The organism is Dactylosporangium sp. CA-139066, from assembly GCF_050936175.1.
Classification (GTDB): domain Bacteria; phylum Actinomycetota; class Actinomycetes; order Mycobacteriales; family Micromonosporaceae; genus Dactylosporangium.
This window is the reverse complement of record NZ_JBNJNH010000001.1, coordinates 2,030,011-2,049,359: the sequence shown is the minus strand read 5'-3', so window position 1 is coordinate 2,049,359 and position 19,349 is coordinate 2,030,011. Positions and strand designations below refer to the sequence as shown.

Below are 19,349 nucleotides of genomic sequence, written 5' to 3'. Positions count from 1 at the left end.
CGGGCAAACAACGCCGCCGGCGGCGCGCCACAACCGCCGGTTGTGGCGCTAGGGTGCGCTACGTGGACCTCGACGCCGTGCGCACCTTCGTCGCCGTCGCCGAGACCGGCCAGTTCCAGCAGGCCGCCGCCGCGCTGGCCGTGACGCAGCAGGCGGTCTCCAAGCGCATCGCCGCGCTGGAGAAGGGCCTCGCCGTGCGCCTGTTCACGCGCACACCCCGCGGCGCCCAGCTCACCATCGACGGCCAGGCGTTCCTGCCGCACGCCCGCGAGCTGCTGCGCGTCGCCGAGCGCGCCGACGCCTCGGTGCGCCCGGGCCGGCGCGCCCTGCGCGTGGACGTGCTCAGCCGGCGCGTCGCCCCGGCGGTACTGCTGCAGGACTTCTATCGCGCGCACCCGGGCGTCGACCTGGACGTGGTCACGTACGTCGCCGACGTCGACGGCGCGATCGCTGCGATCGAGGCCGGCTCCATCGACGCGACCTTCCACGCCGTGCCGGCGCCGGCCCGGCGCCTGCCGGACGCGCTGCGGGCGGCCCCGGTCATCGACGAGCGGCACGAGCTGCTCGTCGGCCCCCGCCACCCGCTGGCCGGCGCGGCGTCGGTCACGCCCGCCCAGCTCGCCGGCCACCGCATCTGGATGCCCGGCGTGGTCCCCGGCACCGAGTGGTCCGACTACTACATCGAGCTGGCCGCCGCGTTCGGCCTGACGATCGACGTGCTCGGCCCGGTCTTCGGCTACGAGGCCCAGCTGGCCGAGCTCGCCGGCTCCGCCGAGCTGGCGACGCTGGTGGGCGAGCGGTCGCGGTACCTGTGGCCGGACAGCTACGACCTGCGCCGCATCCCGGTGCGCGACCCGGCCCCGATCTATCCGATGTCCATCATCTGGCGCGCCGACAACCCGCACCCGGAGCTGGCCCGCCTCCTCGCCTACCTGCAGGCGCGCCGCACCCCGCCGCCCGCGGCCGGCATCTGGCTTCCGGCCTGGGCCTCAGCCGGTGATGAACCGGCGCTCGTGGTAGATCAGGTGGCCGTCCGGCGGGGCGACCGTGGCCCCGGTCACCTCGGCGACGATGACCGTTGAGGCGCCGACCGGCACGCGGTGCAGCGGGACGCAGCGCAGGGCCGCCTGGGCCGTGTCCAGCACCGGCTCGCCCGTCGGCAGGATCGTCCAGCCCTGCTCCGGCGTGAACCGCGGCGCCCCGGGCCGGGCGAAGTCGCGGGCCAGGTCGGCGTGCGAGGCGCCGAGGAGGTTCACCACGAGGCGGTCGGCGCCGGCGATCAGGCGCGCCGACGGGGAGTCCATCACCGAGAACGACAGCGCGGGCGGGGCGAGCGACACCGAGGCCACGCTGGAGGCGGTCAGCCCGGCCGGACCCTCGGGCCCCATCACCGTGATGATCGCCACTCCGGTCGGGTACCCCCGGAAGGCGGCCTTGAACTGCTCCACCACGAAGGTGCCGATCTCCACGCTCACCGCCTGAACGGTAGAACCTCAACCTGGGTTGAGGTCAAGGGGGTCAGTCCGGTGTGAAAAGTCCCTGCAGCCCGACCAGGATCGCGATGATCCCGAAGACGGCCAGCAGCAGCGCCGCCCCGGCCGGCGCGTCCGTCCCCTCGGCCGCGGGCACCCGCCGCCCGGTGAGCCGCTCCCACAGCAGCGCCACGCCGACCCCGATGCCGACGATTTCGAAGTGGTACACCCGGCCGCTGGACAGCAGGTGCATGAGCAGGTACGCCCCGCCCGCGGCCAGCGCGACGATGCCGACGATCCACCCGAACGGCGCGGCCCGCTCGGCGAAGCGCCCCAGGTCGTCCCCGACCCGGGGCAGCCGCCGCAGCAGGGCGATCGCGAGCAGGAACCCGCCGGCGATGTTGGCCAGGTCGAGCAGCAGCGCCAGGATCACGGTCGGCAGCGTAGCCGAGCCCGCTCGGGCCCGCCTCTCGGCGTGAAATTTACGCGGCCTCATGGCCCTGCAGCGTGCACCGCCGCCGCGCCGCGCGGCGCTATGCTTGGACCGACCTTGCCGTCGTCGATGGCTCGCGTGCGCCGACAAGCACGCCCCTCGTGAACGAGCACTCCCACGCGGTCAGCCCGGCCATCCGGGTCCGGACCCGCCGTGAGCTGAAGACCGCCCGCCGTCCCCGCCGGCATCGATGCTGGGGGCATCTCATCGCCGCGCCGCTGTGGCCGCTGCACGGCGCCAACCTCGGAACGCTGCTGCGCACCTGCGACGCCGTCGGGGCGTGCCTCGCGGCGCCGCCGTTCCCGTGGGTCGACGAGGCCCTCGCCCGGGGCAACACGCTGCGCCGGCCCGCCTGCGTGCACCGCACCGGCGACCCGCTGCGGTGGCTGGCGGCCGAGCGCGCCGCCGGGGCGCGGGTCCTCGGGGTGGAGCTGGCCGACGAGGCCGTGCGCCTCGCCGACCTTCCCGCCGCCCGCCGCCGCACCGTCGTCGTCCTCGGCCACGAGCAGACCGGCATCCCGCCCGAGGCGCTCGACCTGCTCGACGGCGCCGTCGAGATCCCCATGGTCGGCACCGGGATGAGCCTCAACGTGGCGGTGGCGGGCTCGCTGGTGCTGTACAAGCTGGCGGGGCTGCTGTGACGTGCGGGGCGAGCGCGTCCAGGAACTCCCGGGCGTCGAACATCGCGCCGGCCGACGCCACACCGGCGGTCTTCGTGCGGCCGGCGAGGATCCGGTCGACGGCCTCGACGGCGAGGGGCGCGCTGACCGCATAGATGTCGCGGCCGTACGCCACCTGCTGCCGCCGCTCGGCTCCCCGATGGACGACGACGTGGACGGCCCACGCCTGGGCCGAGCGCCCGCGCCCGTCGGCCGGGGCCGGCGGCGGCGTCTCCGGCGAGGCCAGGTCCGCGGCCGCCTCGACCGTCATGTGCGAGCGCACCTCGGCGACCTCCAGGTGGCTCGGCAGGGTCACGATGTCGGCCATCGAGAACTCGGCGATGACGTCGCGCCCGCCGATCGGGGCCGGGAAGTCCCACCGGCGGCGGGGCGGGGCGTCGTCGCGGTACTCCAGGCGGCCGTCGACGAAGCGGACCCGGCGCCCGTCCCGGCGCTCGCGGGAGACCCGCCCGGCGGCGCGGGTGCCGGCCGTCGGGTGCCAGCTGTCGAGCCCGTACGCCACGTCGACCCGATCGGCGCCGGCCCAGTCGCCCATCGCCGCGGTCGCCAGCAGGTCCGCGAGCCCGCCGAAGAACGCCATCGCCGGTACCACCACGGCCCCTTCGGCCCGGGCCCGCTCGCCGTAGCGGCGGAACGTGTCGGCGTTCGCCTCGATCTCGGCGGCCAGGTCCACGTAGGGGATCCCGGCGCGCAGCGCGGCCTCGATGACCGGCCCCGCCGTCGTGGCGAAGGGCCCGGCGCAGTTGATGACGGCGGCGGACCCCTCGAGCGCCCGGTCCAGCGCCGCCGGGTCGTCGACCGACGCCGCCCGCCCGTCCCCGCCGAGCTTCCCGGGGTCCCGCCCGGCGCGCACGGCCGTGTACCCGCGCTCGAGAAGCTCCGCCACGACGAACCGCCCCGTGTGCCCGTACGCCCCGTAGACCGTCACCTGTTCGCTCACGCACTCATCGTGGCCGCGGCCGCTTGTTCGGGTAAGGGTCGGAAACGACAGGCTCCGTACAATTTCGGACGTGAGCACAGTGGCGGTGGCCGTCGCCGACGGGATCCTCAACTTCGAGCTGGCGCTGGCCTACGAGCTGTTCAGCTCCGCGCCGCCGGCCCCGGTCGCCGACTGGTACGACGTCGTCGTCTGCGGCGCCGGCCCGGTCCGCGCCGACGGACGCTTCCTGCTCGAGCCCGACTGCGGCCTCGACCGCCTGGCGACGGCCGGCACGGTCATCGTCCCCGGCTGGGCCGACGTCGATGCCGACCCGCCGCCCGGCCTGGTCGCCGCGGTGCGCGCCGCCCACGAGGCCGGCGCGCGGGTGGCGTCGCTGTGCACGGGCGCGTTCGTGCTCGCCGCCGCCGGTCTGCTGGACGGCCGCCGCGCCACCACGCACTGGCTGCACGCCGAGGCCCTGGCCGCCCGCTACCCGTCGGTCGAGGTCGACCCGGACGTGCTCTACGTCGACAACGGCAGCGTGCTCACCTCGGCCGGCAAGGCGGCGGCGCTCGACCTGTGCCTGCACCTGGTCCGCCGCGACCACGGCTCGGCGGTCGCCAACGCGGTCGCCCGCCGCCTCGTCGTGCCGCCGCACCGCGCCGGCGGCCAGGCCCAGTTCGTCGCCACGCCGGTCGCCGAGCCGCGCGAGCGCCCGCTGAGCGAGATCCTGGCCTGGGCGGCCGCCCGCCTGGACCGGCCGCTGACGGTCGAGGACCTGGCCCGCCGCGCGAACGTGAGCTCCCGCCACCTGACCCGGCAGTTCCGCGCGGCGATGGGCACGACCCCGCTGCAGTGGCTGCTGACCCAGCGCATCCGGCGGGCCCAGGAGCTCCTCGAGAGCACGGACGAGCCCGTCGACGCCATCGCCGCGGCCACGGGCATGGGCACGGCGACAACGCTGCGCCGCCACTTCGGCCGCACGGTAGGCGTCTCCCCCGCCGAGTACCGCCGCACGTTCCGCATCGCCCGCCCGGACGGCGCATAACCGATAAATCCGACATGTCCGTCACGAAGTGGCGGACATGTCGGCTCACATCACGGCGGCACACGGCACATACCTGCTCGCGCTTCACACCGCGGCGGCACACGACGCGGGGCCGCCCTCCGCGACGCGGCTCAGCCTGCATCACGACGCGGCGGCGTGCGACACGGACCGGCCCGCTACGACGCGGCGGACATACCGCATCACGACGGGGCGGTGTGCGGCGCGACGAAGGGGGCGCACATCGTGCGCCCCCTTCTCTGACGATCCGATCAGCCCGCCGGCGGGTAACCCTGCGGCGCGGGCGGGGCGTAACCGGGCTGGACCGGCGGGGCGTAACCCTGCTGCGGAGCCGGCGGCGCCGACTGCGGCGCGGGGTAGCCACCCTGGGCGGGCGGCGCCGACTGCGGCGCGGGGTAACCGCCCTGGGCCGGCGGCGCGTACCCGGCCGGCGAGCCCGGGTAGGCCGGCTGCGCCGGCGCACCGTAACCCGGCGCCGGGTAACCACCCTGCGGCTGCGGCGCATAACCGGGTTGAGCCTGCGGAGCCGGGTAGCCACCCTGCATCGGCGGCGCGGACTGCGGGGCCGGGTAACCACCCTGCGCGGCCGGTGCGGGGTAGCCGCCCTGCACGGGCGGCGCGGACTGCGGCGCCGGGTAACCACCCTGCGCAGGCTGCGCCGGGTAACCACCCTGCGCGGGCTGCGCCGGGTAACCGCCCTGCGGCGCGGGCGGGAAGCCCTGAGGCGGCGGCGGGAACCCCTGCTGCCCGAACGCCGCCTGCCCCGGAGCGCCCGCGCCCTGGAACTGCGGCTGCGTGGAGTCATTGCGCTTCTTCACCGCGTCGCGAATGCCGCGGATGATGAGCAGCACCGGCATGGCGAGGATCTTGAAGCTGATGATGATCCAGCCGCCGAACATGAGCACGTACGCGGCCCAGACGGTCATGACGGCGCCGGCGATGATGCTGAAGATTCGCCAGCCCTTCGAGCTGCCGGGCAGCAGGCCGCTGCCTATGGTGGCGAGGCCGCCTACTATGTAGAATAGGAGTACTACATCGCCGCCCGTGCCGTTGAGATTCACGCCGCTCTTCCTCCCCTGGGGTTCCTGCGACGTGACAGCGTACGCGGTCAGGCCGCTTCTGGCTGTCCCGATACCGGGGCGATTCCCATCGACCGGCGGGCCGACCTGACGACCGGGACGGCCGACGCGACCAGCAGGGCGGCCACGCCCAGCGTCGACAGGAAGCGCACGCCGTAGAAGAGGTAGTCGCCCCACAGCGCCGGCGGGGTGATCGTGTCCGGGAGCGCCAGCGGGGCGTAGAGCAGGCTGCCCGTGGTCAGGATCGTGCCGGGCAGCCCAGCCAGGCGCCGAGCGCGGCCAGCAGCGGCGCCACCGTGAGGGCGCCGACGATCCGAGCGAACAGCGCCATCGGCGGCCTCCCCCGAAGCAGCGGCCGGCACCGGAGCCCGGTGCCGGCCGCGGATCATCGATGGGTCAGGAGCTTAGCCGGAAGTAGTCGAGGTTGAAGCCCCCGGTTTCGCAGTACACCGTGACGAGCTGGTCGCCGGCCGGCAGCGTCACCGTGGCGTGCACCGACTGGTACGCGCCCCAGCCGCCCGTGTCCGGCACCGACGCCGTGGCCAGGACCTGGCCCGACGGGTCGCGCAGCGAGACCGCGTTCGCCGCGACCGCGCCCGTGCCGTTGGCCACCCGCAGCTCCAGGTCGTAGGTGCCGGCCTGGGCCACGTCGAGGCGGTACTGCAGCCAGTTCCCCGCCGCCGTCCAGCCCACATTCCTGCCGCCGCTGGCCGCCGGGTTGTTCTCGATGAAGTTCGCGCCGCCGTCGGTCCAGCCGTGCTCGGCGACGTACGCCTCCGCCTCCACCTTCTCACCGACCGGCGCCCCGTGCGGGTTGACGGTGACGTGCACGGAGACCTCGTCGCTCGCCGCGCCGTCGGTCACCCGGAACTTGAGGTCCAGGTTGCCGGGGACCGTCGGGTGCAGGCTGACCTGGCCGGTCGCCGCGTCGACGGTCACGCCGTCGGGCAGATCCACGGCGTAGTACGCGAGCGCGTCGCGGTCCCGGTCGATCGCCGAGAGCTGGAACGTCGTCGTCGTGTACTGGTCCGCGGTCACGGCCGGCACCGCGGCCAGCTTCGGCGCGTGGTTGCGGTGGTCGCGCGGCAGGTCGGCGTGCCAGCGCAGCGTCGCGTACGCGCCGGCCGGAATGCTCTGCACGAACTGCCGGCCGGCCAGCACGACCCGCACCTTCTTCGCGGTCGCGTTGGCGTTGCCGACCACGGCGACGAAGTCGTCGCCGTCGCGGAACACCACGTTGCTCACCCCGCCCGACGTCGCGCTGGACTCGACGCGGGTGTGGCGCGGCGTGAGGTACTTCGCGAACTGCCCCATCGGGTAGAGCTCGTCGCGCACCGAGAAGGTGCGGGCGTTGGTGTCCACCTTGACGAGCCGGTCGGGCCACTTGGTGGTGGCCGCGATCTGGTCCCAGTCGACGTTGTTGTCCCGCAGCGGCGTCCAGTGCAGGGTGCCGCCGTCCTGGTCGGTGGTCTGCGCCCACATGACGTACGAGGACGCGTCCAGGCGGAAGTACGACAGGATCGTGGCCGGCGACAGGTCGCTGGTCTCGGTCATGTGCACGGGCTTGCCGTACTGCTCGTAGGCGTCCCGCATGACCGTGGGGTCGCCCCAGTACGGGTGGAACGCGATCGCGTCGGCCGCCTTGTTCGCCGCCGGGTCGTTCAGGATGCGGTAGTAGTTCTTCGTCGCCGTGCTGTTCGGGTCCCTCCAGTCCCAGAAGTTGAAGTCGTGGACGTAGACGTCGACGTCGCGCGGCAGGTAGCGGGCCATGGCGACGGCGAGCTTCTGCTGCTGCTCGACGCTGATGTCCATGGCCGGGTACACCACGTCCATGCCCGGCTCGTTGAGCAGCGTCAGCGCGTCGACGCGGATCCCCTTGCGGGCGTACGCCTCGACGTACTTGGCGTAGTAGCGGGCGAAGACGTCGATGCAGTCGTCGCGCAGCTTGCCGACCTGGTAGTAGTCGGTGCTGCTGCCGGGCTTCAGGGCGACCTCGCCGAGGAACTTGTTGTTCGTCTTCATCCACGCCGGCGCGCTCCAGGCGGAAGCGAAGAACGTGGCGTTCGGGTTGTACTTCTGGATCAGCTTGATGGTGTCGACGATGTGCAGGTCGATGTCGCGCTGGATGGAGAAGTACTTCAGCCCGAAGTCGTCGGCCACGCCGGGCGGCAGGTCGTCCTCGGACCAGAACGGCAGGTGCTCGATGAGGTCGGGGCTGCCGATGGTGAGCCGGAAGCGGCTCAGCCCGGCCCCCGTGCGCGGGTCGACGAGCCGCCGGATCGCGTCCTCGCGCTGCTGGGGCGTGAGCTTCCACAGATTCGACACGCTGGTCTCGTCCAGCGAGAAGCCGATCCCGGAGTACCGCTGCCGGGCCTGGCTCGGGTCGACGACCACGGTGGCGTCGGCCGCGGACCCGGGGTTGTCACCGACCCGGACCGACGGCAGCGGCTGCCAGGCCGCCGCCGCGCCGGTCGAGTAGGTGCCCGTGACGACCTCGCCGCGGTGGTGCTCCGGCGCCGCGGTGGCCTGGTCCAAACCAACAGGCGAAACAGAACCGACCACAAGGGACAGTGCCGCGGTCGATGCGATGGTCATGATGCGTCGCATGTTCCCTCCCCCGGTCACGGGCCGCTGACCAGGTACTCGACCTGGTGGCCGCTGTTGACGGCCGCGCCCGTGTTGTTGATGACGTGCGAGATGGTGCCGGTGCCGCCGAGCGAGACGGTCACCATGTCGTGGAACTTGACGCCGGACTTCACCGGCACCTCGAAGGCGTGCGCGTTGACGACCGACGAGTTGACGTTGAAGTAGCAGTAGCTGCCCAGGCCCCAGGCCTCGTGGCTGGTGACCGAGTCGGCGACCTTGTAGGCGGCCCAGCCCTGCGTGGAGCCGTTCATGTAGGCGGCCTGGTTCGGCGGGTCGTAGGGCATCTCGTTCTGGTAGAAGTACGTGCGCCCGTTGTTGCCGTTCCAGATGGTCTGGTACTGCTGGAAGTGCTCGACGAACAGGCCGTAGAACGTCACGTTGCCGCCGTTGACGATGAGCCCGTTCTGCGCGGTGTTCGTGGTCCAGCCGACGCCGGAGCCGTGGTCGGCCCGCCAGATCCACGAGTGGTCGCCGATGACGTCGTTGCTGTTGATCCGCAGGCTCACGGTGGCCTTGCCGACGCCGGCGCCGCCGATGCGGAAGAACACGTCGGACAGCGAGGTCGGGTTGCCGGCGTGGCTGGCGCTCGAGCCCGACGGCCCGATCTCGGCCAGGACCGCCGAGTTGGTGGTGCCGGCGTCGAACAGCAGGCCGGCGATCTTGATCCCGTCGACGTCGGCGGTCGTGAGCGCGGTGATGCCGCCGTCGGGCACCAGGGTGGCCAGGCCGAGGCCGAGCACCACGGTGTCGGCGCGGGTCACGTTCAGCGTCTGGTTGAGGTGGTACACCCCGGGCGTGACGAGCAGGTTCTTGCCCGCGGCCAGGGCGGCGTTCATCGTCGCGGCGGTGTCGCCGGGCTTGATGACCGCGAACTGGCTGATCGGCAGGCTCGTGCCGGCCGGCGAGCCGCTCGCCCAGCTGGTGCCGGACGAGTTGGTCCGCAGCGCCGGGACGAAGACCTGGTAGGCGCCGGCGGAGTCGACGTAGAGGAACGGCTTCTCGCGCACGACGGGCGAGGCGCCGACGGTGGTGTACGGCGGCGACGGGAAGCTGTTGCCCGGGGCGCCGGTGTCGCCGACGAAGACCTGGTTCCAGTTCGAGCCGGTCCAGCTGCCCATGGCCGAGTTGCGGGTGAGCCACTGCTGCTGGGTGCCCGACTGGATCTGCCCGTCGATCTTGCTGTCGGCGATGAAGCCGCCGGAGGACCAGCCGCCGTCGGACAGCGCCAGGTTGCCGCGCACGTGCATGCGGCGGTACGGCGCGGCCTGCGACACCGCCCACCTGTCGGTGCCGCCGCTCGGGGTGACCGACAGATTTTCCGCTGAGCGCCAGAAGTTCTGGGTCGCGTTCTGCGTGCCGTCCGGCCACCAGTCGGCCTCGGCGTGCACGGCACCGTTGATGACGACCGCGTCCGGGGTCAGGCCGAGCCCGGCGACCTGGGTGTAGAAGCCGACGTTGGCGTCGACGTTGTACGTGCCCGGCTTGAACAGCAGCGCGTAGCGCTGGCTGCCGAACTGGTTGCTCACCTGGCCGTTGAAGACGGAGTTGAGCTTGTTCTGGATGGTGGCCTGCGACATCGACGGGTCGAAGACCGTCACGTTCGGGCCGAGGTCGGGGTTGTTCGGGTTGTTCGGCACGCCGGTGGCGGTCGCGGTGGGCTGGCTGGTCGCGCCGCTGAAGTTCCACTTCTGGTTGGCGGTGCCGGCGCAGGTCCAGATCTGCAGCTTGGCGCCGTCGGCGAGGTTGTTGTCCTTGATGTCCAGGCACTTGCCGGACTTGGTGTTGACCAGGTCGTGGCTGGCGTTGAGCGTCCACTTCTGACTGGCGACCGAGTCGTAGCAGGTCCACAGGTGCACGACCGCGCCGTCGTTGGTGGCGCCGTTGACGACGTCGAGGCACTTGCCGAGGCCCTGCACCGACCCGTTGTCGGCCAGCGTCCACGTCTGGTTGGCGCTGCCGGCGTAGCAGGTCCACATCTGCGGCTGGTTGCCGTCGGCGGTGGAGCCGTTGGTGACGTCGAGGCACTTGTTGTTGGCGAAGCTCGTGATCTGGCCGCTGCTCGCGGCCGAGGCGGCGTGCATCGCGACGACGCCCACCGTGCCCACGACGGCGGCCGTGACCGCGGTCGAGAGCAGGGCGAAGCGCCGGACGCGTCGTCCGGTTCTGGGCATTGGGATCCTGTCCGGTTCCACTGGCGGGTGGTGGGGGTACCGCCAGAAAACACGCCACGGACCCGGCATGTCAATGAATCGCTGTAACTTTCTTCAACTCTTGGCCGAAGTGTTTATGAAACACGCGTCAAGCCGGCCCCGTCGATCCGCGAATCACCAGCTCGGTGGCCAGCTCGACGTGCAGGGCGTCCAGCTCGTGCCCGGTGAGCATCCGCTGCAGCAGGCTCACCGCCATCCGCCCCATCTCCCCCAGCGGCTGGCGCACGGTGGTCAGCTGCGGATGCGTCGCCCGGCTCACGTCGATGTCGTCGAAGCCGGCCACCGACAGGTCCTCGGGCACCCGCAGCCCCCGCTCGGCCGCGGCCTGCAGCGCGCCGACGGCCATCTTGTCGTTGAACGCGACCAGCGCGGTCGGGCGCTCGGCCAGGTCGAGCAGCTCGCCCGCGGTGGCCCGGCCGGCCTCCACCGTCGGGTCGGTGACCGTGCGCAGCAGCTCCGGCGCCGGGTACACCCCCACGGCGACCAGCGGCGCGGTGTACCCGGCCATGCGGTCGCTCATCGCCGTCCAGTCCGGCGGCCCGCCCAGCACCCCGACGCGGCGGTGCCCGAGCTCGACCAGGTGCGCCATGAGCCGCCGGGCGCCGGCGAAGTTGGCCGCCGACACGGCCGCGATGTTGCGCGGCGGCGCGGTGCGCGGGTCGACCACGACGAACGGGAACCCCTGGTCGCGCAGCCGCTCCAGGTCGGCCTCGGGCTCCGGGGGCAGGATGAGGATCGCGCCGGTGACCTGCGGCCAGCCGGTGAGCGTCGGCAGCACCTCGGTGCGCCGCCAGGCCGACTCGCCGGCGTCGACGACCGCGTGCATGCCGTGCAGGTCCAGGGACTCGGTGATCGCCGAGACGATGAGCCCGAAGTAGTCGGTGAGGACATACGGGCAGCGCACGTACACCCCGTTGTCCGCCTTCGGCACCCCGGCCCCGCGGCGGCGGGGCGCGCGCCGGCCGAGCCCGCCCATCGCCTGCAGGACCCGGTCGCGGGTCTCCGGCGCGACGTTGGCCCGCCCGTTGAGCACCCTCGACACGGTGGCGATCGACAACCCCGTCTGGGCGGCCACGTCCCGGATGGTGACCCGCGCGTCCTGCTCTGTTTCACTCCCCTGTTTCATCGCCTGACAGCCTAACCCGCGCATGCCGTTGAACCGTTCCGCCGTTTTGGCAGTACATAGGGGTGTGACCGCGACACACGCCGAGGCCGTCCGCCGCTACTACGACCGCAACACCGCCGCGTTCGACCGGCTGGGCCAGGGCGGGGCGTCGATCCACCGGGCCGTGTGGGGCCCGGGCGTGACGACCCGCGCCGAGGCGTTCCACCACGTCGACGAGCTGATCCTGGCCGCGCTGCCCAAGGGCGTGCCGGACCCGACCGTCGTCGACCTGGGCTGCGGGCTGGGGGCCAGCCTGATGTACCTGGCCGGGCGGGCGCCGATCCGGGGCGAGGGGCTCACGATCAGCCCCCGCCAGGCCGAGGGCGCGACGCGGCTGCTCGCCGGCGCCGGGCTCGCCGGCCGGGTCCGCTGCCGGGAAGGCAACTACCTGGCGGTCCCCGGCGACCTCGCCGCCGTCGCCGACGTGACCTTCTCGATCGAGGCGTTCCTGCACAGCCCGGACGCCGGCGGGTACTTCCGCGAGGCCGCCCGCACGCTGCGCCCCGGCGGCCGGCTGCTGGTCTGCGACGACTTCCTCACCCCGGCGGCCGCCGCCCCCGGCCTCGCGCCGCGGCGGGCCCGCCGCCTGGCCGAGTTCCGCGACGGCTGGCGGGTCGGCTCGCTGCTGAGCGTCGAGCAGGTCGCCGCGGCCGCGGCCGAGCACGGCCTGGTGCTCGAGGACGACCTCGACCTCACCCCGCATCTGGAGCTGCGCCGCCCGCGGGACCGGTTCATCGCCGCCCTCGTCGCCGCCGGCCGCCCGCTGCCGCTGCGCGGGGAGTACTGGCGGATGCTGTCCGGCGGCGACGCCCTGCAGTGGTGCCTGCTCAACGGCCTGCTCAACTACCGGGTGCTGCGGTTCAGGACGCGGTCGTGATCCGGCGCGGCGACCCGCGTCCGGTCCGCACCGCCTGACCGATCGGGTGGCCCCCCGATCGAGCCACGGGTAGGCGTACGGGCACCCACCGTGTCGTCTCGGCCGATAGCACACCGGCTACGGCGGGAATACGGTGCGTGAGACCCCGACGAGGGAGGGCCGCGATGCGCCCGCTCAACGCGACCGACCCGCAGTACATCGCCGACCACCGCCTGCTGCGCCGCCTCGACCCGGGCGAGACCTTCCTCGCCCAGGCCCCCGGCGGCTCGATCGTCGTCGTCAGGGCCGCCCGCGTGGCCGAGGCGGCGGCCCGGGTCCGCGGCCGGTACGTCGCCCAGATCCGCGGCCAGGACCCGCACGCCTCCCCGCCGTGGCTGGCCACCGACTACCACCCCGGCCCGGCGCTGCTGCACGCCGTCGCCGGCACCGGCCCGCTGCCGCCGGCGTCGGTCCTCGCGCTGGCCGCCGGACTGTGCCACGCCCTGCTGGCGATCCACCGCGCCGGCCTCGCGCACGGCGACCTCAACCCGGCCAACGTGCTGCTGCTCGCCGACGGCCCGCGGGTGACCGGCTACGGCTTCGCCGGCAGCCCCGCGGCCGACGTGCACGACCTCGGCGCCGTGCTGTACTTCGCCCTCACCGGCGCCGCCCCGGGCACCGCGGTCGACGCCGCCGCGCTGGCCCACGTCCCGGAGCCGCTGCGCGGGATCGTGCTGGCCTGCACCGACGCCGACCCGGACCGGCGGCCGTCGCCGGAGGGCCTGCTCGAGGTGCTGCTGCCGCACGGCCGCCCGGTGCAGAGCGTTTACGGCCCGGGATGGCTGCCGGCCGACGTGCTCGCCGGGATCGCGTTCGGCACGGCCGAGCTGACCCGCCTGGCCGCCGACCCGGCCCCGCACGTGCTGCTCCCGCCGCCCCTGCCGCCCCCGCCGCCGCCGGTGCGCATCCCCTCGCTGAGCCCGGCCGGCCGGATCGCCCTGGTGGTGTCGGTGATCGCCGCCGTGGTCGCCGTCGGCACGGTCGCCGCGCTCGGCGACACGTTCTCGTCCCGGCCGGCCGCCACGGCAACCGCCGGCCCCGCCCGCCCCGCGGCGGCCCGGTCCGTGACGCCGGCGGCCGACACCCCCGGCGCCGACACCCCGGGCGCCCTCGCCACCGGCCCCGGCGACGGTGTCGTGGGGCACGACCGCGACCAGGCCCCGTGCGCGTGGACCGATCGGCCGGCCGGCAAGCGGGGGCTGCCGTACCGCTGCCCGCTGCTCTGGGACGCCCCGCGCACCGCCGGCCTGGACCAGATCCCGGTGTTCGCGACGTTCACCTCGCAGGGGCTGACGCCCGACGCCGCCGTGAACCACCTCTACCGCTCGGCCGGCGCGCAGTACTTCAGGTGCCACGTCCAGGGGGCCGGCTACGACTTCGTCCCGCAGTACAACTGGCCGCGGGCTCATCATGTGTGGTGGGCGCTCACCCAGGGCGACGAGCACCCCGGCGGGTGGGGTTTCGTGCCCGAGGTGTACTTCCTGGGCGGACCCGATGACGAACCGGACCCCGGTCTGACCGTGTGCAGCGACGCGGACCTTGCTCTCGCGATATAGAGAAGGCATGCGACTTTCGATCTGGCCCGGCGCGGTGCAGCCCTACGACGACATCCTCGAGGTGGCCCGGCACGCGGAGGCGACCGGGTGGGACGGCGTCTACGTCGCCGACCACTTCATGCCCAACGCCACCCCCGGCCGCGACCCGTCCGGCCCGATGCTCGAGTGCGGCACCCTCATCGCCGCGCTCGGCGCCGCCGTGCCCCGGGTGCGCTTCGGCACGCTGGTGTACGGCAACACGTACCGCCACCCGGCGGTGCTGGCCAACATGGCGGCGACCGCCGACCACGTGACCGGCGGCCGGTTCACCCTCGGCATCGGCGCCGGCTGGCAGGTCAACGAGCACGAGCAGTACGGCATCGAGCTGCCCCCGGTGAAGCAGCGCCTGGACCGCTTCGTCGAGGCCCTCGAGGTGCTGCACGGCCTGCTGCGCCGCCCGACCACGACGTTCGACGGCGAGTACTACCGCCTGACCGGCGCCTGGTGCGAGCCCAAGCCGGTGCAGGACCCCCTGCCGATCCTCATCGGCGGCGGGGGCGAGCGGCGCATGCTCGGCATCGTCGCCCGCTACGCCGACGCGTGGAACACCTGGGGCCACCCGGACCTCATCGCCCGCAAGTCGGCGATCCTCGACGACTTCTGCGCCGCACAGGGCCGCGACCCGAAGGCGATCGCCCGCACCGCCCAGTCCCTGGTCGTCGTCGACGGCCCGCTGCCGCAGGACGCCCCCATGCCGGTCATCGGCGGCTCGCCGGAGCGGCTGGCCGACACGATCGCGCAGTACCGCGAGATCGGCCTCGACGAGCTCATCGTCCCCGACCGCCTGCTCGGCCGCGGCGCCGACCGCCTCAAGGCCATGGACACCGTCCGGTCGCTGGTCTCCGGCTAGTGCTGTGACCACTGACGTTCGCCGGGTGGGGCGGATGTTGGTGGTTCCTCGCCGCGTGGTTGCGGTCGAGCGACTCCCCATCGTGGTGGTGGGGCGGGCCTCAGCCGGCCATCCGACCCTCCACCGCCCACGCCAGCCTTCATCCCCGCCGTGGTTGGTGGGGGTGGTGGTTGGTGTGGTCGGCGTGGGTCACGCCGGGACGGTCCGGCACCGGGCAGGTGCCGTCCCGCTCGACGGTGCGTGACCACACACGGCAGCACCGCCGCCGTCATGGTGTTCCCGCCAGCCGCCCCGTGCGGGGTGCGGGTGGCGATGGTGGCCGCCGCGAACAGGTCACGGTGCCCGACAATCCGGCATGCGGTGCAGGTCATCGTGCGGCCCGCCGGTTTGCCGATCCGCCGCCGGCAGACCGGGCAGGTTGACGACGTGCCCCGCTCGTCGACCAGGTGCAGGGTGATCCCGGCGAGTTCGGCCTTGTCCCGCAGCACTGCGATGGCCCGGCCGAGCTGCCATTGCCGCAGTCGTAGGTTGTGCCGCCGCCCGGCCTGCACGGCGAGGACGCCGCGTGGGTCGCCGACGGTGAGGGGTACCGATGCGGTGCTGGACCGCCCAGGCGATCACGGTCTTCGCGGCTTCGTGCTGGGCTTGACGGATGCGGCGGCGGTGCCGGCCCTCCACCAGCCGGGCCCGGCGCCGGCACTTGCGCCAACGCCGGGAGCCGCGCTGCCCCGGCTTCGGCGCGTGCGCGGCGACGGCCCGGCGACGGGCTTTGGTGTCGGCCAGGTGCATGCGATGTTCGGCGCGGACCGCCCGTGCGGACACCAACAGCCCGTGTCCGTCCGGGCCGGCGACCGCGTACGGGTGGATGACGCCGACATCCACGCCGGCGGCCCGGTCGGGGTCCGGGCCGGTCCCGCCGGGATAGACGGTGACCGGCACTTCGGCGGTGACCTCGACCCACAACCGGCCACCCTCGGCCAGCAGCGTCACCGACCGCACCTGACCGGCCGGATACGGCACCGACCGGTCCAGACGCAGCCACAACGGCGGCGCACCGGCCGCGGTCGGGAGCCGTAGCCGCCGCTGGTCCAGCGCGAAGGTGCCGTGATACCAGCGCACCGGCACCAGCGCACGCCGCCGCCGCGGGAACCGGGCCGTGGTCTCGCCGGCCTTGCGGCGTTTCGCCGCCGCGAACCACGCATCCGCGTAGCGGCGCAGCACCGACCGGGCCCCGGTGGTGTCCAGATCGCCGAAGGTGCCGGGACCGGACGCGGCCAATTCGCGGCACAACGCCTGGTACGACACCAGCGGGCTGTCCCGCCGCTGCCGCCGCCACGCATTGATCTCCAGCACACACGACCACACATCCCCGGCCGAACGCAGCAACCCGAAACAGCGGCCCCGCTGGGCCCGGGTCAGGCGCAGCCCGACCCGGGCGGTGCGATGCACCACCCGCGGCGCATCCGGGTCACGACGGCGAGGCACACCGATGGTTTAGCACACAGGTACGACAACAATCTGCCCCAACGCCGACCCGGCGAACGTTAGGGGTCACCGCGCTAGTGGCTCAGCGGGTCAGAAGGTGTAGCGGTTCTGCGAGTACGGGTCCTTGCCGAAGGCGTAGACCACGCGCGGGGCCACGCGGTACACGTCCGCGCGGCCCCCGTGGTGGTGGAACGCCCCGTCGCGGACCTCGAACCGCCACGCCTCGCCGTACTTGCCCAGCCACGCCGCGGCCGCCCGGGCCAGCGCCTCCTCGTCGCGCACGACGACCGCGTCGCCCTCCACGACGAGGTCGATGCCCCGGTCGAGCGCGTCGTTGCCGGTCGTCAGCGCGACGGCCGGATGGGCGGCGAGGTTGCGCGCCTTCTGCTCGCCCGCGCCGGTGCAGAACCACATCGCGTCGTCGAGCCAGACCCCGATGAGCGGCGTCACGTGCGGCCGGTTGTCCGCCCGCACGGTCGTGAGCCAGTAGACCCCGGCCCGCTCGAGCCCTTCCGCGACCACGCCCCAGGGGACGGCTTCGGCGGCGGGGTCGCTGTACCGTGGGTCGAGCACGCTGTCCGGCACGAGGGCCTCCTCAAAGGTGGTGTACGCCCGATGCTCGCACGTTCGCCCCGAATCCTCTCGATATCGTGGGGCACGATCGAGGTCGAAGCCCTGGGCGAGATGAAGGACGCGAAGTGCTGGCCCGGCGGCGCCCGCGAGTGGGACTGGTCCGAGACCGGCACCCGCCACTCCCCCGGCATCCAGCCCGCCGACGTCGAGGAGCTGCTGGACGCCGGCGCCACGACGCTGGTGCTCTCGCGCGGCATGGAGGAGCGCCTCGGCGTGGCCGAGGAGACCCTCGCGATGCTGCGCGAGCGCGGCATCGAGGTCCACACCGCCGAGACCGGGGAGGCCATGGACCTCTACAACGAGCTGGCGGCCACCACCCCGGTCGGCGGCCTGTTCCACTCCACCTGCTGACCGCAGCCGGTCCTTCCCCGGGCCCCCGGGCGGCGCTCAGCCGGGCTTGCCGCCGCCGACGATCGTCCGGGCCAGGTCGGCGATGGCCGCCTCCCGCTCGGTCCGGCCGGTGATCTCGTTCAGCAGCAGCCGGGCGGAGAGAATCCGCGACAGCTCGAACGGCTCGGCGAAGTACGCCTGCAGGCGCGCGGACGTGCTCTCCTGCGCGCTCACGAACGTCCGCCCGATGTATGCGGCCAGCACGCTGCCGGTGATCCCGAGTGAGCCGGCGGCGATGGCACCGGTCGTCGAGTGGGTGAACACGGCGGCGACGGTGGCGATACAGAGGACCGCGAATCCGGCGGCCGTCGCCATCTGCGCGTTTCTGAAGCTGACCCGCGCCTGGTCGGTGGCGATCTGGTGGTAGCGCTCGATGCGCGTCTGGGTGCTCCGGTAGAGCTGACGCAGCTCGTACGTCACCGGCAGCTGCTCGGCCTCAGTCTTGATCGACTTCTGCCGCGGCACCCGCACCGGGCCGTCGCCGCCGCGCGGCGCGCTCCCGCCGTCGCCCGCGCCCGGCGCGCTCGCGCCGGCGCGGTGGGCCGCACCGTCCGGCGCGGCCGCGGGCGGGCGCTGCCCGTCGATGAACCGGCAGAAGAACAGGCGGCGCCGGCCCCGGGCCACCCGGGTCATGAGCCAGCCGGTCGCCAGGGCGAGCACACCGACGGACCACACCACCAGGGCGCGGCCCATGCCCGGGGTGATCGTCAGCTCGGAGGTCACCCGCACCGGCGTCAGCGACACGCTGACCCAGACGAGGGCGGACACCAGCGCGGCGAGATTGATCACGACCGAGACGACGATCCAGCCGATCAGCCGGGTGCGCTCACGCGACGAGTGCCAGGCGAGCTCCTCGCGGATCCGATCGCGGATCGGCAGCCCGTCCGCGACGGCGGAGGGGTCGTACAGCGGCGGCGTCCATCCGCCCGATGCGCCGCCGGCGGGATCGGCGTAGGGGTCGGCGTACGGGCTGGCGTAGCCGTAGGGCGGCCCATACGGGTCGGCGTACGCCGCCGGCGAGGGCTGGTATCCCCCGGGCGGATACGGCGCCCCCGGCGGACCCTCCCCGGTGATCAGTTCACCGTCCTCGATCAGTTGGGCATCGCCCGGATCCGCGCCACCGACCGGCTCGTGTTCGCGGCTCGTCGATATGCCTTCGCCGGATGCTCCGACACTCACGTGCGCTCCCGAATCCGATCGATCGGCGGCGCGTTCCGCGCTGTCACATATTCACGGACGCGCCTGGCTCCGCCGGCATTCCTACCACACGGCGTCCGGGTCGGCGGGCGCAACCGCGGTCTCCAGGACGTCGAGCAGGCGGCGCTCCTCAAACCGGAAGTGCGACTCCATGATCGCCGCGATGCCGTCCAGGTGCCGCGCCAGGTGCTCGGGCGGCGCCGCCGGCAGCTCGGCGAGCAGGCGCGCGATCATCGCGTGGTCCTCGCGCAGGGCGCGCAGCGTGTCGCGCAGCTCCGGGTGGCGCTCGGCGATGCGCGGGAACACGTCGCGGTCCTCGCCCTCGTGATGCTCGCTCAGCGCGGCGCAGAACCCGTGACAGAACAGCCGGAGGTCGTCGGCGGACGACCGCCCCTGCCGGGCTTCGGTCAATGCCTGGCGCAGGCGCTGGTGCACGCCGCGCAGTTCTCTGGTCCAGGCCGCGAGCCTGGCCCGCTCGCCCTCACCCACGGGTGACGGGCGAAGGGACGACGATCATCATCGTCGCGCTCCCCTCGGTCCGGCGCCTCCATGC

The 19,349-nt window shown here is 73.5% G+C and carries 19 protein-coding genes; 7 read left to right on the top strand and 12 right to left on the bottom strand.

Annotation, left to right across the window (positions count from 1 at the left end; all coding sequences use genetic code 11):
- The first annotated feature begins 62 nt into the window (after positions 1-62).
- On the top strand, positions 63-1,082 hold the full coding sequence (locus ACQEVU_RS09425; RefSeq protein ID WP_433322200.1) for a LysR family transcriptional regulator: 1,020 nt from the start codon (positions 63-65) through the stop codon (positions 1,080-1,082).
- Here ACQEVU_RS09425 and ACQEVU_RS09420 read toward each other — a convergent pair.
- Entirely contained in the window at positions 990-1,475 is a 486-nt protein-coding gene (locus ACQEVU_RS09420; protein ID WP_433322198.1) for a flavin reductase family protein, read from the bottom strand. The two genes, ACQEVU_RS09425 and ACQEVU_RS09420, sit on opposite strands and share 93 nt — an antisense overlap.
- A gap of 43 nt (positions 1,476-1,518) precedes the next feature.
- Positions 1,519-1,905, bottom strand: a complete 387-nt coding sequence (locus ACQEVU_RS09415; protein WP_433322196.1) for a hypothetical protein — start codon at positions 1,903-1,905, stop codon at positions 1,519-1,521.
- Positions 1,906-2,066: 161 nt separating this feature from the next.
- On the opposite strand from ACQEVU_RS09415, the gene ACQEVU_RS09410 reads away from it, so the two are divergent.
- Positions 2,067-2,606: a TrmH family RNA methyltransferase gene (locus ACQEVU_RS09410; protein ID WP_433322194.1), complete on the top strand. Its 540-nt coding sequence runs from the start codon at positions 2,067-2,069 to the stop codon at positions 2,604-2,606.
- Here ACQEVU_RS09410 and ACQEVU_RS09405 read toward each other — a convergent pair.
- Positions 2,551-3,585 (bottom strand): saccharopine dehydrogenase NADP-binding domain-containing protein, encoded by a 1,035-nt coding sequence (locus ACQEVU_RS09405; protein ID WP_433322192.1) that lies wholly within the window; start codon positions 3,583-3,585, stop codon positions 2,551-2,553. The genes ACQEVU_RS09410 and ACQEVU_RS09405 overlap by 56 nt on opposite strands.
- Positions 3,586-3,655: 70 nt before the next feature.
- On the opposite strand from ACQEVU_RS09405, the gene ACQEVU_RS09400 reads away from it, so the two are divergent.
- Positions 3,656-4,612, top strand: coding sequence for a helix-turn-helix domain-containing protein (locus tag ACQEVU_RS09400; RefSeq protein ID WP_433322190.1), 957 nt, complete (start codon positions 3,656-3,658; stop codon positions 4,610-4,612).
- Positions 4,613-4,881: 269 nt separating this feature from the next.
- Here ACQEVU_RS09400 and ACQEVU_RS09395 read toward each other — a convergent pair whose 3' ends face one another.
- From ACQEVU_RS09395 to ACQEVU_RS09380, 4 genes are all read right to left on the bottom strand, one after another.
- The gene (locus ACQEVU_RS09395) at positions 4,882-5,691 is read right to left on the bottom strand and encodes a hypothetical protein (protein WP_433322188.1); all 810 of its coding nucleotides are present in this window, start codon (positions 5,689-5,691) and stop codon (positions 4,882-4,884) included.
- A 414-nt stretch (positions 5,692-6,105) separates the two neighbouring features.
- Complete coding sequence (locus ACQEVU_RS09390; protein ID WP_433322186.1) at positions 6,106-8,316, bottom strand: carbohydrate-binding protein; 2,211 nt, start codon at positions 8,314-8,316, stop codon at positions 6,106-6,108.
- Positions 8,317-8,330: 14 nt separating this feature from the next.
- Positions 8,331-10,526 carry a ricin-type beta-trefoil lectin domain protein gene (locus ACQEVU_RS09385; RefSeq protein ID WP_433322184.1) on the bottom strand — a complete coding sequence of 732 codons (2,196 nt, stop codon included), beginning with the start codon at positions 10,524-10,526 and terminating at the stop codon, positions 8,331-8,333.
- A 127-nt stretch (positions 10,527-10,653) separates the two neighbouring features.
- Positions 10,654-11,691, bottom strand: a complete 1,038-nt coding sequence (locus tag ACQEVU_RS09380) for a LacI family DNA-binding transcriptional regulator (protein ID WP_433322182.1) — start codon at positions 11,689-11,691, stop codon at positions 10,654-10,656.
- Positions 11,692-11,755: 64 nt separating this feature from the next.
- Between ACQEVU_RS09380 and ACQEVU_RS09375 the strand changes: the two genes are divergently transcribed.
- From ACQEVU_RS09375 to ACQEVU_RS09365, 3 genes are all read left to right on the top strand, one after another.
- Positions 11,756-12,607: an SAM-dependent methyltransferase gene (locus ACQEVU_RS09375; protein ID WP_433322180.1), complete on the top strand. Its 852-nt coding sequence runs from the start codon at positions 11,756-11,758 to the stop codon at positions 12,605-12,607.
- 164 nt (positions 12,608-12,771) lie between these two features.
- Positions 12,772-14,202 carry a hypothetical protein gene (locus tag ACQEVU_RS09370; protein ID WP_433322178.1) on the top strand — a complete coding sequence of 477 codons (1,431 nt, stop codon included), beginning with the start codon at positions 12,772-12,774 and terminating at the stop codon, positions 14,200-14,202.
- A gap of 7 nt (positions 14,203-14,209) precedes the next feature.
- Positions 14,210-15,091, top strand: coding sequence for a TIGR03560 family F420-dependent LLM class oxidoreductase (locus ACQEVU_RS09365; RefSeq protein WP_433322176.1), 882 nt, complete (start codon positions 14,210-14,212; stop codon positions 15,089-15,091).
- On the opposite strand, the gene ACQEVU_RS09360 is transcribed toward ACQEVU_RS09365, so the two are convergent.
- From ACQEVU_RS09360 to ACQEVU_RS09350, 3 genes are all read right to left on the bottom strand, one after another.
- Positions 15,088-15,537: a zinc ribbon domain-containing protein gene (locus ACQEVU_RS09360; protein ID WP_433334870.1), complete on the bottom strand. Its 450-nt coding sequence runs from the start codon at positions 15,535-15,537 to the stop codon at positions 15,088-15,090. The genes ACQEVU_RS09365 and ACQEVU_RS09360 overlap by 4 nt on opposite strands.
- Entirely contained in the window at positions 15,425-16,396 is a 972-nt protein-coding gene (locus ACQEVU_RS09355; RefSeq protein ID WP_433335366.1) for a hypothetical protein, read from the bottom strand. Before ACQEVU_RS09355 ends, ACQEVU_RS09360 begins: the two co-directional genes overlap by 113 nt.
- A 270-nt stretch (positions 16,397-16,666) precedes the next feature.
- Positions 16,667-17,161 carry a pyridoxamine 5'-phosphate oxidase family protein gene (locus tag ACQEVU_RS09350; RefSeq protein ID WP_433322174.1) on the bottom strand — a complete coding sequence of 165 codons (495 nt, stop codon included), beginning with the start codon at positions 17,159-17,161 and terminating at the stop codon, positions 16,667-16,669.
- 30 nt (positions 17,162-17,191) lie between these two features.
- Between ACQEVU_RS09350 and ACQEVU_RS09345 the strand changes: the two genes are divergently transcribed.
- The gene (locus tag ACQEVU_RS09345) at positions 17,192-17,560 is read left to right on the top strand and encodes an Mth938-like domain-containing protein (protein WP_433322172.1); all 369 of its coding nucleotides are present in this window, start codon (positions 17,192-17,194) and stop codon (positions 17,558-17,560) included.
- Between the two features lie 36 nt (positions 17,561-17,596).
- Here ACQEVU_RS09345 and ACQEVU_RS09340 read toward each other — a convergent pair whose 3' ends face one another.
- Both ACQEVU_RS09340 and ACQEVU_RS09335 read right to left on the bottom strand, forming a co-directional pair.
- On the bottom strand, positions 17,597-18,778 hold the full coding sequence (locus ACQEVU_RS09340) for a hypothetical protein (RefSeq protein WP_433322170.1): 1,182 nt from the start codon (positions 18,776-18,778) through the stop codon (positions 17,597-17,599).
- 81 nt (positions 18,779-18,859) lie between these two features.
- Positions 18,860-19,285, bottom strand: a complete 426-nt coding sequence (locus ACQEVU_RS09335; protein WP_433322168.1) for a hemerythrin domain-containing protein — start codon at positions 19,283-19,285, stop codon at positions 18,860-18,862.
- Between the last annotated feature and the right edge of the window lie 64 nt (positions 19,286-19,349).